We start from the raw sequence: 12,757 nt of genomic DNA on the forward strand, positions 1-12,757 counted from the left end.
CATTAAGTAAATTTTTAAGCTGCTTAAAAAAAAATTCCGCCTTAAAAGCGGATTTTTTTGCTTTTAAAAAAGTGCTTGTTTAACCGCCGAAAAATATCAATTAAGAATTATTTAACTTTCATAATTCGGGACTTGGTGAAAGTTTCTTTAAATTTGAGATAATTAAAAATTATTACAATTATGGCAGATATTACATTACACGACAGTCCGGTGCACACCGTGGGAAATTTACCTGAAGTTGGAAGCACCATTAAAAATTTCCGGTTAATCAACGGAGAATTGAAAGAAAAAACTAGCGAAGATTACAGCGGAAAACGTAAAATTTTCAACATTTTTCCAAGCATCGATACCGGCGTTTGCGCCGAAGCTGCAAGAAAATTCAATGAAGCAGCAGCTGATTTGGAAAACACAGTCGTAATAAATGTTTCCAAAGATTTACCGTTTGCTTTAAACCGTTTTTGCGCTGCAGAAGGTTTGGATAACGTAGAAAGTCTCTCTGATTTCCGCGGAACTTTCGGCGATGACTATGGAGTGACGATGGAAGATTCGCCGATGCAGGGCCTTTTAAGCCGCGCGGTAATCGTTGCTGATGAAGACGGAAAAGTGATCTATACCGAGCAGGTTGCAGAAATTGCACAGGAGCCGAATTATGAAGCAGCTTTAAACGCTTTAAAATAAAATCCGAAATTAAAAGTTTTAACCTTGTCAGGAAGCAGTTTCTGACGAGGTTTTTTGTCTGAAATAGAAAAGTAAATTCAATAAATGAAACGTTCGGGTTCTGCAGATTTACCACTGCATTACGGCTACGTCCCGCAATGGCTTTACGACCGAATGTCCACACTCGGTCTTTCGGTGGTGGAAGTTATGCTGTGCGACTACGGCAAAGATGAGGTTATCCGCCGCATGAGCGATCCGTTTTGGTTCCAGTGTTTTGGTGCGGTCATGGGCATGGATTGGCATTCGTCGGGAATCACCACTTCGGTCATGGGCGCGCTGAAAAAAGCCATCAATCCGCAGGCAAAATCGCTTGGAATTTATATCGCTGGCGGAAAAGGAAAACTGTCGCTCCAAACACCAAATGAGCTTGTGAAGATCTCGGAAACCACTGGTTTAAACGGTACAGAACTTGTCCGTGCAAGCAAACTTTCAGCAAAAGTAGATAATACCGCCGTTCAGGATGGCTATCAGTTGTACACGCACAATTTTATGCTCACCGATGAAGGTAAGTGGGCGGTGATTCAGCAGGGAATGAATGTGAAAGATAAAACCGCGCGGCGCTATCACTGGCATTCTGAAAACTTAAAATCCTTTGTGGAAGAACCGCACACAGGAATTGAAGGAATAAACCGCGGTCAGATTTTAAATCTCACTTCCCAGAACGCGAAAGAAAACCGGAGTGGAATTCTCGAAATTTCGCATACCAATTCCGAAAAAATAATGTCTGATTTTGCCCGGTTAATCTTGCCGGCGCATCACGATGTTCAGGCTTCGGATGTTGATTTGAAAAGATTGGGAGCTTTACTTTCTATGACGCGCGAAACTCCGCCCGAACATTTCGAGGAACTTTTATTGCTTAAAGGTGTCGGCCCGCGAACGCTGCAAAGTTTAGCTTTGGTGAGCGAAGTCATTCACGGCGCGCCTTCACGATTTAAAGATCCCGCGCGGTTTTCGTTTGCGCACGGCGGCAAAGACGGTCATCCGTTTCCAGTGCCGCTGAAAATCTATGATGAGACGATTTCAATTCTTCAAAAAGGTGTCGAAAAATCAAAGCTCGGAAATTCCGATCAATTGAAAACCGTTGAAAAGCTCCACCGCATGATGGCAAAAGCGGAAGAACATTTTGAACCGAATTTTGATATTAATGACGTCATTGAGGAAGAACGCAAAAATTCCTGGAAATATGGCGGAAAAACCGTCTTTGGCGATGCTGAAAAACCCAAAGGTAATACCGCAATTCAGCTCTCGCTTTTTTAGCTGCTAAAACGGTATTTTTTTTAAATTCAAAAAAAAGCAGCTTTTAACGGCAAATAAATCACATTAAAAAAACAGAAATATGGAGCCAATAACACTTGAAATTACGATTTTAAAACCTGTTTCGCAGGTTTGGGAATTTTTCACAGAACCATCTCACATCACCGAGTGGAACTTCGCCGATGAGTCCTGGGTTTGTCCGTCCGCGGAAAATGATCTGCGTGTTGGCGGCCAATTTAATTACAGAATGGAGCAGCGCGATGGCGAGTTCGGTTTTGATTTTAAAGGAACGTATGATGAAGTAATTCCGAAGCAGAAAATACGCTATCATCTGGACGATAACCGGAAAGTTCTGGTCACTTTTGAAGAATTAGATGCAAGCACCACAAAGGTCACGGAAACCTTCGACCCCGACGAAAGTCAACCGCGTGAAATGCAGAGTGACGGTTGGTATGCTATCCTCGATCGCTTTCATAAATATGTGGAAAACAATTAACCTAAAATCAATTTTGGCTTAAGCGGTTTGGAATTTATTCCGTATTTTTATGAAAAATAAGCTAATATGGAGCCCATAACCGTGAACATTACCATTTTAAAACCAATAGAAAAAGTTTGGGATTTTTTTTATCAGCCCAAGCATATTGTCAAATGGAATTTTACCACTACAAACTGGCATTGCCCCAAGGCCGTTATCGATTTTCGGGAAGGCGGCCGGTTTGATTATCGGCTGGAATACAAAGACAAATCCTTTGGTTATAATTTTTCCGGCATTATTGATGAAATCCGTCCGCGGGAATATGTGCGAACAGTTCTGGATGACGGCCGAAAAGTGGAAGTCTTTTTCAAAAAAATAGACGAAAATGCCACTGAAATCATCGAAGTATTCGAGCCTGAAGTTCAGTTTTCACGCGAAATGCAAAGAATCGGCTGGTACGCCATTTTAGACCGTTTTCACAAATATGTAGAAAACCACTAAATCTGCGGCTTTTTTTATTTAAGTAAAATTAAAAATGACGAACGAAATTTTTCCCTGTCTTTGGTTTGATGGAGACGGCAAAGCGGCCGCCGATTTTTACTGTGAAACCTTTGGCGGTAAAATCACGGTTGACACCCAAATGGTAATAAATATCGAGCTGTTTGGGCAAAAATTAATGATTTTAGATGCCGGTCCACAGTTTCAGAAAAACGCTTCGATTTCATTTACCGTTTTGTGCGAAGATGCTGACGAACTCAAAAAATATTGGGAAAATCTGGTGGATGGCGGAAAAGTCTTATTAGAGCTTGCGGAGCAGCCGTGGTCGGAATTATATGGTTGGGTTCGTGATAAATTTGGTGTAACGTGGCAACTTTCTATCAACGCTAAAAAAGAGGTTCAAAGAATTGTGCCGACCTTAATGTTTTTACACGAAAACAATGGCAAAGCTGCGGAAGCCATGATTTTCTACACCGACATTTTTCCAAATTCCAAAATAGGTTCCATTTTAAAATACGGCGACGGAGATAAAGCCGAAGAAAACCCGGAAAATATTCAGCACGCCCATTTTGAAATCGATGGTTACACGCTGTTTTGCATGGATTATTCCTACGATCATCCGTTTGATTTCAATGAAGGAATTTCAATTGTTGTAATGACAGATTCTCAGGAAGAAACCGACCTATATTGGAATGGCTTAACCGCCGACGGCGGAAAAGAGTCAATGTGCGGCTGGCTTAAAGACAAGTTTGGTGTAAGCTGGCAGGTTGTTCCGAAGAAGCTTCTGGAACTGATGAATGGTGAAGATCACGCGAAAGGCGCGAAGGTGATGCAGGCGATGATGACGATGCAGAAAATCATTATTTCTGATCTGGAAACAGCGTACAATTCTTAGCAACCATAAGTTATATAAAAATGAAAAATTTGGTCTTTGAGCAGCAAATAAATGCCAATCGCGAAAAAGTCTGGGAAGTGCTTTTTACGCAGGATGCTTACCAAAAATGGTCTTCTGCAATGAACGAAGGCACCTATTTTGAAGGCGACTGGAGCGAAGGCAGCACGATGAAATTTCTCGATCAGTCCAACAACGGCATGTATAACGTGGTTGAAAAAAATAATTTTCCGCAGCAACTTTCGATGAAACACCTCGGCTGGATCATGGATGGAAAACCGGAACCGCAAAACTGGGAAAATTCTACCGTCAGCTATTTCTTAGAATCAAATGAAAACGGAACGCTGCTCACCGTGAAAGTAAATTCACTTGATGAATTTGTGGATTTTTTCCGAACAAAATACCCGAAAAATCTGGAATTAATCAAGCAGCTTTCTGAAGAATAAATTTTAAAAAAAACGCAAAAATGGAAACTTTAAATTACGAAATGTACATCAACGCACCGATTCAGGATGTGTGGAATTTGCTTTGGAGCGAAGAAACTTATGGACAATGGACGCAGTTTTTTGAAGAAGGTTCGCAGTTTAAAACCGACTGGAAAGTTGGCGGAAAAACTTATTTCACCAATAAAAATGGTGAAGGAATGGTTTCTACCATCGTGAGTTTAAATGAGCCAACCGAAGTGGTTTTCAGTCATTTGGGCACTTACAAAAACGATGTTGAAGACACGCAAAGCCGAGATGTAAAGCAATGGAGCGGAACCGAGGAAAAATATTTCCTGCGCGCAGTGGACGATACAACAACTGAACTTCGCGCAATTGTACATGCCGATGAAAGTATGGTGGATATGATGAATACCGGTTTTAATAAAGGTTTTGAGCTTTTGAAAAAAATCGCGGAAAGCTAGATGAAATTACTTTTCATCATCGCGGTAACTTTTCTGCTGAGTCTGGGTGTTACCAAAATTTTTTACGGGTATTTTGACTTTATTTTTTCCGGAAACCTTGGACTTTCGGTTTTTATGATTTTCACCGGCTTAGCGCATTTTAAATTTCAAAAAGGAATGGCGCTCATGATTCCGGATTTTCTACCGGCGAAAATGTTTTTGGTCTACTTCACCGGCGTGCTGGAAATTCTTGCCGGTATTTTGCTCTTTTTTCCCACTTTGCGTGAAGCGACCGCCATCTTCCTGATTGTATTTTTAGTTCTTGTATTTTTTGCCAACATCAATTCTTCGCGGAAAAAAGTTAATTTATTTAAAGGTGATTTCTCCGGACCCGGAATGGCTTATCTATTTAAAGAGCGTTTACCCATGCAAATTATTTTGATTGCCTGGACGTGGTTTTTCGGAATTTATCTGCCAACACAGTAAAAATTTAACCAAATCTTCTGCTCAAAAATTTAAAAGCTCTATTTTTGCGTACCAAAATGGAGTGCTGCTCAGCCCGAAAATCCTGAATGAAGAATTATTATTATTTTCTTGGTGTCGCCGAAAATGCTTCCGAGGAAGACATCAAAAAAGCCTATCGAAAATTATCATTAAAATATCATCCCGATAAAAATCCGGGCGATGAATTTTTCGAAAACCGCTTTCGCGAAATTCAGGAAGCTTACGAAATGCTGAATGACAAAGAAAAAAGACGGATTTACGATGATAATTTAGGTCATCAGCAACGAAGTTACAGACCGAATCTGCCGCCGGTCATCAAATCGTTTACCACGAACAAAGTCCGCGTTCAAAAAGGTGAGGAAGTCATTATTTCCTGGCAAACTATCAACGCGGATATTGTTAAAGTTTTGCCTTTTGGTCTCGAAAAAGGTTATGGCGAAAAAACTATCAGAATAACGGAATTTAAAAACGGTCAGTTTCAGCTGTTGCTGCATGTGACCAATTCTTTGCTGAATAAAACTTTAGTGCAGCAAATTACAATTACCGAAGTTTTTGAAAATACGGAGAACCAAAACCGGGAAGAGGCAGAGAAATTGGTAAGTCCGCAGCAGGCACAAAAAGCAGAAACGCAAAATCCGTCAAAAGCAAGCCGAATTACCATCGCGATAATTTTCCTGATTATCGCCGCAATGCTTTTAGCTAAAGTACTTTTTGGTATTGAAATTTAGTTTAAGCTAATTTCACCCTTCCGGGGCATTTTTTACACCTTTTTCCTTTCTTAAACTTTTTGCAGCAGTTCTTTTTGCCGCACAGCATTTCTTCTTTGAAACTTGGGGCTGGTGCTAATGGCGCAACTTTGAACGGAATAATCTGAATATTCATGGCGCAAAAGTAAAATTTATTTAGAACAGTTCCAAATAATACTTTCAATAAATTGAATTTAGCGACATTTATCAATTGTAGCGTTGCCCAAATATTTGTATTTTTACAAACCTTTATTTTATAAAAATCCAGTAAAAGTAATATGAATACTACACAATTTGTAAACCGGCACATTTCCATGAATAAAGCCGATCAACAGGCAATGCTAGACCGTATTGGAGTTGCAGATATTGAGGAACTTATCGGTCAGACCATTCCTGATTCCATTCGCTCAAAAGAGGAACTTTCTATTTCCGATGCTCTTTCTGAGTACGAAATGCTTGCACACTCCAAAGAGTTGGCGGCGAAAAACTTAATGTTCGATAATTATATCGGTTTTGGTTATAACAATACTATTTTACCGAGTGCCATCCAACGAAATATTCTGGAAAATCCGTCCTGGTATACCGCTTACACGCCTTATCAGGCAGAAATAGCGCAAGGCCGTCTGGAAGCTTTATTGAATTTCCAAACTGTTGTTTGCGATTTAACCGGTTTTAATTTGGCGAATGCTTCACTTTTAGATGAATCAACAGCAGCTGCGGAAGCTATGCACATGTTCTTCGAAAGCCGTACAAAAACCCAAAAAAAAGGCGAAGCTAATAAGTTTTTCGTTTCGGATTTGGTTTTACCCCAAACCGTTGCTGTTCTAAAAACCAAAGCTGAAGGTTTAGGAATTAACGTTGTAGTTGGAAATTTTGAAGGAGAAAAACTTGATGAATCTTTTTTCGGTGCAATTTTGCAATACCCGGGAAAAAACGGAGTTGTCATCGATTATACCGATACGATCAGCGCTTACAAAGCTTTAGATTTGCAGGTTGTAGTTGCCTGTGATCCGATGGCTTTGGTCAAACTTAAATCACCTGCTGAAATGGGCGCAGATTGCGCGGTGGGAACTACACAGCGTTTTGGTATTCCGATGGGTTACGGTGGTCCTCACGCGGCTTTTTTCGCTTGTAAAGACGAATATAAACGCGATTTACCGGGAAGAATTATAGGTGTTTCTCAGGATGCTTACGGAAAACGTGCTTTGCGTATGGCTTTGCAAACGCGTGAGCAGCATATTAAAAGAGAAAAAGCAACTTCCAATATCTGTACAGCGCAGGTTCTTCTGGCGGTAATGGCAGGAATGTACGCGGTTTACCACGGACCACAAGGTTTGAATTTCATAGCGGACCAAATTCATTTTAAAGCAACTGCGTTGCAAAACGGTTTAAAAACTTTAGGTTATGACATCACCGATGAACCGATTTTTGATACGGTAAAAATCCGCATGAATGAAGCGCAAAAAGCAAAATTGACTCGATTGATGCTTGACCGGAAAATTAATTTGAATTATTTCTCGGACGGAATTGTTAGCATTTCTTTAAATGAAACTTCAACCGTTCAGAAAGTTCAGTATTTATTTGATGCTTTTGCAGACTTTTTAGCTTCCCAGAGTTTTAAATTAACCTTCAAAGATGAAGTTCATATTCCGGAAGAGCTTTTGAGAACCGACGCTATTTTACAGGAAGAAGTTTTCAACGCTTACCATACGGAAACCGAATTGATGCGCTATATCAAGCGTTTGGAAAGAAAAGATCTTTCACTTACACATTCCATGATTTCCCTTGGCTCTTGTACAATGAAATTGAACGCGGCAACAGAAATGCTTCCGCTTTCCTGGCCGGAATGGGGCAGTGTGCACCCGTTTGTACCAACTGAACAAGCTGGTGGATATCAGATTTTAATTAAAGAATTAGAGAAAGATTTAGCAGAAATCACAGGTTTTGCGGGCACATCTTTGCAGCCGAATTCCGGTGCGCAGGGTGAATATGCAGGATTAATGGTGATTCGCGAATATCATAAATCGCGTGGCGAAAGTCACCGGAATATTGTTTTAATTCCACAATCTGCGCACGGTACAAATCCGGCATCCGCGGTAATTGCCGGTATGAAAGTGGTGGTAGTGAAAAACCTCGAAAACGGTGAAATCGATTTTGAAGATTTGAAAGCGAAAGCAGAACAGCACAGCGAAAATCTTTCCGCGGTGATGATCACCTATCCTTCAACTTACGGTTTTTTCGATGACAATATCAAGGAAATTACCGATTTAATTCATCAGCACGGCGGACAGATTTATATGGATGGCGCAAACATGAATGCGCAGGTTGGTTACACTTCACCTGGTGATATCGGAGCAGATGTTTGCCACTTAAATCTTCATAAAACCTTCGCAATTCCGCACGGCGGTGGCGGTCCAGGTGTTGGTCCGATTTGCGTCGCTGAACATTTGGTGAAATTTTTACCTGGAAATCCAAACGTTAAAACCGGTGGAAATGAATCTATTGCTGCAATTTCCGGTGCGCCATACGGTTCATCTTTGGTGTTAAATATTTCCTACGCTTATATTAAAATGTTGGGCGCTGATGGCTTGAAACAGGCTACAAATTTTGCCATTTTAAACGCCAATTATTTAAAAGAAGTTTTAGCGGAACATTTCCCGATTTTATATTCAAACAGACAGGGTCGCGTGGCACATGAGTGTATCGTAGATTTCCGACAGTTTAAAGCGTTCGGAATTGAAGTTGCCGACATCGCAAAAAGATTGATGGATTACGGTTACCACGCACCAACGGTAAGTTTCCCGGTTGCGGGAACTTTGATGATTGAGCCGACTGAATCGGAAAGTAAAGCAGAATTGGATCGTTTCGCAGAAGCACTGATTTCAATAAAAAAAGAAATCGACGAAATCGTAGAAGGAAAAGCAGATATGGCGAATAACGTCTTGAAAAACGCGCCTCACACCGAGCAAGTTGTAATTTCTGATTCCTGGGATAAACCATACAGCCGCGAAAAAGCAGCTTATCCATTGGATTGGGTTCGCGACCGCAAGTTCTTCGCTTCGGTCTCCCGAGTTGATGAAGCCTATGGCGACAGAAATTTAATCTGTACCTGCGCACCAATTGAAAGTTACATGTAAGATTACTTGCTTATATAAATTGAAAAAATTCCCGGTTTTAGCCGGGAATTTTTATTGATATAATTTCTGGTCTTTTTCACAGAAAAAGCTGCGTCTGCTATTGAGGCCAGTGTGTCTTTTTGTTAAATTTTCGCCGCATTTTGGGCAGATTTTTTTGGTATGAACCAGCCAGTTTTTCTTAAGCACGTATTCTTGTTTCCAGCGCAGAAAATCAAAACTGTAATTGCGCGCTTCGAAAATAAGCGCTGATAACTTTTTCGGCGGTAATCTTCCGATCAAACTTTCCGGATGAACGCCAATCCGGAAAAGAACTTCGTTTTTGATGATATTCCCGACGCCGGAAAAAATATTCTGATCCATCAGCGCATCACAAACCAACATTTCTGGCTGCAATTTGAGCTTTTTTTCGCTTTTAAAGGTTTCCATTCATCACTCAAAACATCAGCGTGCCAGTCGATTTCTTTTAAAACTTTTGAATCTAACAATTTAACCGAACACGAATAAAAATACAGATCACCATTTTCGAATTTGAGATGCAAGCGAAGCTGCCGGTCGGGTTTTGTCTGCTCGTCCAGTGAATAGCTGCCCCACAAAAGCAGGTGAATCCGGACGACCAGTTTACCGCAAACCAGATAAGATTGCTTTCCGTAGGTTTTATACGCTTCGAAAGTTTTTCCCGGCAGTTGGTCCATTTCGATTTTCGCGTTCCCGGAAGCGGAAATGATTTCCTGACCGATGAATTTTTCTGCGAGGTCTTTCAGGATTTTTATGGAAGGTCCTTCGGGCATGTTGGTGAAATTTTTTAAGCAGAGCTCCAAAACTTAAACCATTTTAGAAAGCTCGGGAAAAAACGTACTTTTGAAATATGGATTTAAACAGCATTTTCACGCATCAGCGCACCGGAAACCCAACTTCAACGCCTGCTTCACGAACAGATTTTCAGCGCGATTTTGACCGGATTATTTTCTCAGCAGCTTTCCGCCGACTTCAAAATAAAACTCAGGTTTTTCCGCTTCCGGGCAGCGTGTTTGTGCATAACCGGCTTACGCACTCGCTGGAAGTTTCCTCGGTCGGCCGAAGCATGGGAAGTTCAGTTGGTGAATTTATCTTTCAGAATTTCGAGAAAAAACTCGATTTGAACGCCCAAAATTTTTATCAGCACAATCTTCAAAATGTAATCGCTGCGGCGTGTTTATGTCATGATGTTGGAAATCCGGCGTTCGGACATTCGGGGGAAGACGCCATTGCGAGCTATTTCGAAAAAAATGAAGCTGATTTAAAACCAAAATTTACCGAAAAAGAATGGGCAGATTTGGTTAATTTTGAAGGAAATGCAAATGCAATCAGAGTTTTAACGCATCAGCAAACCGGAAAAGATGATGGCGGAACGCAGCTCACATTTGCAACTTTAGCAAGTATTGCTAAATATCCGTGTGAAGCTGTAGCGAAAAAAAAGGGGCAAATACACAGGAAAAAATTCAATTTTTTTCAGAACGAAAAAGATACTTTTTTAAATATCGCAAAATCAGTTCAGCTGATTTCTGAAAGTGAAGAACCCGTAATTTTTAAAAGGCATCCGTTTGTTTGGCTTGTTGAAGCGGCCGACGATATTTGCTACAACATCATCGATATGGAAGATGCGCATCGCCTGGGAATCGTATCCACGGCAGATTGCGAAAATCTGTTCTTTGACCTCATAAAATCTGAAAATGCGAATACCAAAAGGGTAGAAGATAAGCTTGCGGTTTTGACCAATGCTAATGAACGCATTTCCTATTTGCGCGCAAAAGTCATCAATGCTTTAATTAATAAATCGATCGAAATTTATAAAGAGCGTTTTTCCGACATTTTAGAAGGAACTTTAGATAAAGCGCTGCTGGATATTTTTAAAAGCGAAAATTCTTCGCTTCAGGAAATTGAAAGTTTTTCGATTGAGAAAATTTACGGTCACAAAGCCGTCATTGAAATTGAAAATGCGGGTTATAATGTTATGTACGAGTTGCTTAATCATTTTATTCCGCCTATTTTAACCGAAAATGAGAAACGAAAATCTTACGATAAAATGGCTTTAAAACTTTTACCGCAACAGTTTGTTTACGAAAACGGAAGCGATTACCAAAAGGTTTTGGGCGTGATTGATTTTGTTTCAGGAATGACGGATAATTTTGCGACCGATCTTTACCGGAAAATTAAAGGAATTGAGATCGGAATGACGATGTAAATTCCGAAAATTTGATTATCTTTCAGAAGTAACCAGTTTAACCATAAAAACTAAAATATGACTTATTTCGGAATTATTATTTTTTTAGGATTAATCGTCCTTTTTGCCTCATTTTTTACAGTCAAGCAGGCAACTGCTGCGATTGTGGAACGGTTGGGTAAATTTCACGTCGTGCGCCAGTCCGGTCTTCATTTAAAAATACCTTTCATCGATCAGGTTGCAAAACGTATGAATTTGAGAATCCAGCAGTTAGATGTAATTATTGATACCAAAACTTTAGATAACGTATTTATCAGAATGAAAGTTTCTGTTCAGTATCAGGTAATTACCGCGCAGGTTGCCGATTCATTTTACCGTTTGGAAAACCCGGAAAACCAGATCACTTCGTACGTTTTCGATGTCGTACGCGCGGAAGTTCCAAAACTGAAACTCGATGATGTTTTTGTACGTAAAGATGACGTTGCTATCGCTGTAAAAGGTGAACTGCAGGAAGCGATGCAAAGTTACGGTTACGACATTATCAAAGCCTTGGTAACCGATATCGATCCGGACGAGCAGGTGAAACACGCGATGAACCGAATTAATGCCGCGGAACGCGAAAAAACCGCTGCAGAATACGAATCTGAAGCGCAAAAAATTAGAATTGTTGCTGTGGCGAAAGCTGAAGCAGAATCCAAAAAACTTCAGGGTATGGGTATTGCCGACCAAAGACGCGAAATTGCGAAAGGTTTGGAAGAATCTGTAAAAATGCTGAATGAAGCGGGAATAAGCTCTCAGGAAGCTTCCGCGCTGATTGTGGTGACGCAGCATTATGACACGCTACATTCGATTGGAGCGAATAACAGAAGCAACCTTGTGCTTTTGCCGAATTCGCCAAGTGCTGCAAGTTCAATGTTGAACGATCTTGTAGTTTCAATGGCAGCTACGCAGAAAATGGAAGAAACCAGCAAAGGCGATTATCCACCTCCAACGGGATCTCATTCGCACTAATTTCATAAAAATAAAAAAAAACGCTTCCGATTTGGGAGCGTTTTTTTTCGCCTAAAAAGCATGTTTTTTGAATTTTTCTAAAAAATTAAATTTCAGCTTTTTCTTCAGTTTCTTTTTCTTCAGCTTTTTTAAATTTTTCCTTACCGATAAGCAGTTCATAAAACATTTTAAAATCCGCTATCAAGGTGAAGAGTGGATATTGAAAGGTGGTCGGTTTATTTTTTTCAAAAATATAGTGACTGAGCGCCGAAAAACCCAAACCAAAAATCGGCAAATACCACAGAAATCTTTCTTTTCCGGACTGGATGACATAAATTAAAACTACAAGCACCAGCGCGGTTCCAACGAAGTGGAAAATCCGTGTCCACATTTTTCGGTGCTGTAAGAGGTAAAATTCGTAAAATTCTGAAAAGGTTTTTATTCGGTCTTCCATTGCG

15 protein-coding genes are annotated in these 12,757 nt (G+C 40.4%); 12 read left to right on the forward strand and 3 right to left on the reverse strand.

Going from position 1 to position 12,757, the window contains the following annotated elements; genetic code table 11:
* Positions 1–180 precede the first annotated feature (180 nt).
* From tpx to gcvP, 10 genes are all read left to right on the forward strand, one after another.
* Positions 181–678 (forward strand): thiol peroxidase, encoded by a 498-nt coding sequence (gene tpx, locus BMZ55_RS00805; RefSeq protein ID WP_039345288.1) that lies wholly within the window; start codon positions 181–183, stop codon positions 676–678.
* A gap of 84 nt (positions 679–762) precedes the next feature.
* Positions 763–1,974: a DUF763 domain-containing protein gene (locus tag BMZ55_RS00810; protein ID WP_089817810.1), complete on the forward strand. Its 1,212-nt coding sequence runs from the start codon at positions 763–765 to the stop codon at positions 1,972–1,974.
* A 79-nt stretch (positions 1,975–2,053) separates the two neighbouring features.
* Positions 2,054–2,467 carry an SRPBCC domain-containing protein gene (locus BMZ55_RS00815; RefSeq protein WP_089817812.1) on the forward strand — a complete coding sequence of 138 codons (414 nt, stop codon included), beginning with the start codon at positions 2,054–2,056 and terminating at the stop codon, positions 2,465–2,467.
* A gap of 66 nt (positions 2,468–2,533) precedes the next feature.
* Complete coding sequence (locus BMZ55_RS00820) at positions 2,534–2,947, forward strand: SRPBCC domain-containing protein (protein ID WP_089817814.1); 414 nt, start codon at positions 2,534–2,536, stop codon at positions 2,945–2,947.
* A gap of 34 nt (positions 2,948–2,981) precedes the next feature.
* Positions 2,982–3,839: a VOC family protein gene (locus BMZ55_RS00825; RefSeq protein ID WP_089817816.1), complete on the forward strand. Its 858-nt coding sequence runs from the start codon at positions 2,982–2,984 to the stop codon at positions 3,837–3,839.
* Between the two features lie 20 nt (positions 3,840–3,859).
* Positions 3,860–4,282, forward strand: coding sequence for an SRPBCC family protein (locus tag BMZ55_RS00830; protein ID WP_089817818.1), 423 nt, complete (start codon positions 3,860–3,862; stop codon positions 4,280–4,282).
* 20 nt (positions 4,283–4,302) lie between these two features.
* Positions 4,303–4,743, forward strand: coding sequence for an SRPBCC family protein (locus tag BMZ55_RS00835; RefSeq protein ID WP_089817820.1), 441 nt, complete (start codon positions 4,303–4,305; stop codon positions 4,741–4,743).
* Positions 4,744–5,208, forward strand: a complete 465-nt coding sequence (locus tag BMZ55_RS00840) for a DoxX family protein (protein ID WP_089817822.1) — start codon at positions 4,744–4,746, stop codon at positions 5,206–5,208. It abuts the gene before it with no gap.
* Positions 5,209–5,294: 86 nt separating this feature from the next.
* Complete coding sequence (locus tag BMZ55_RS00845; protein WP_089817824.1) at positions 5,295–5,954, forward strand: J domain-containing protein; 660 nt, start codon at positions 5,295–5,297, stop codon at positions 5,952–5,954.
* A gap of 296 nt (positions 5,955–6,250) precedes the next feature.
* Complete coding sequence (gene gcvP / locus BMZ55_RS00855) at positions 6,251–9,109, forward strand: aminomethyl-transferring glycine dehydrogenase (protein WP_089817828.1); 2,859 nt, start codon at positions 6,251–6,253, stop codon at positions 9,107–9,109.
* Between the two features lie 51 nt (positions 9,110–9,160).
* Here the strand turns inward: gcvP and BMZ55_RS11385 are convergent, their stop codons facing one another.
* A complete protein-coding gene (locus BMZ55_RS11385; RefSeq protein WP_233701855.1) occupies positions 9,161–9,490 on the reverse strand; it encodes an Fpg/Nei family DNA glycosylase in 330 nt (109 codons plus the stop codon).
* Positions 9,469–9,897, reverse strand: a complete 429-nt coding sequence (locus BMZ55_RS11390) for a DNA-formamidopyrimidine glycosylase family protein (protein ID WP_233701856.1) — start codon at positions 9,895–9,897, stop codon at positions 9,469–9,471. The genes BMZ55_RS11385 and BMZ55_RS11390 overlap by 22 nt, the downstream gene beginning before the upstream one ends.
* A 77-nt stretch (positions 9,898–9,974) precedes the next feature.
* On the opposite strand from BMZ55_RS11390, the gene dgt reads away from it, so the two are divergent.
* Both dgt and BMZ55_RS00870 read left to right on the forward strand, forming a co-directional pair.
* Positions 9,975–11,330, forward strand: a complete 1,356-nt coding sequence (gene dgt, locus BMZ55_RS00865) for a dGTP triphosphohydrolase (RefSeq protein WP_089817830.1) — start codon at positions 9,975–9,977, stop codon at positions 11,328–11,330.
* Positions 11,331–11,387: 57 nt separating this feature from the next.
* Positions 11,388–12,320 (forward strand): SPFH domain-containing protein, encoded by a 933-nt coding sequence (locus tag BMZ55_RS00870; protein ID WP_039345253.1) that lies wholly within the window; start codon positions 11,388–11,390, stop codon positions 12,318–12,320.
* 85 nt (positions 12,321–12,405) lie between these two features.
* On the opposite strand, the gene BMZ55_RS00875 is transcribed toward BMZ55_RS00870, so the two are convergent.
* Entirely contained in the window at positions 12,406–12,753 is a 348-nt protein-coding gene (locus BMZ55_RS00875) for an Mpo1-like protein (protein ID WP_089817832.1), read from the reverse strand.
* Positions 12,754–12,757: the final 4 nt, after the last annotated feature.

This window comes from Kaistella treverensis, from assembly GCF_900114045.1.
In the GTDB taxonomy this organism is placed as follows: Bacteria; Bacteroidota; Bacteroidia; order Flavobacteriales; family Weeksellaceae; genus Kaistella; species Kaistella treverensis.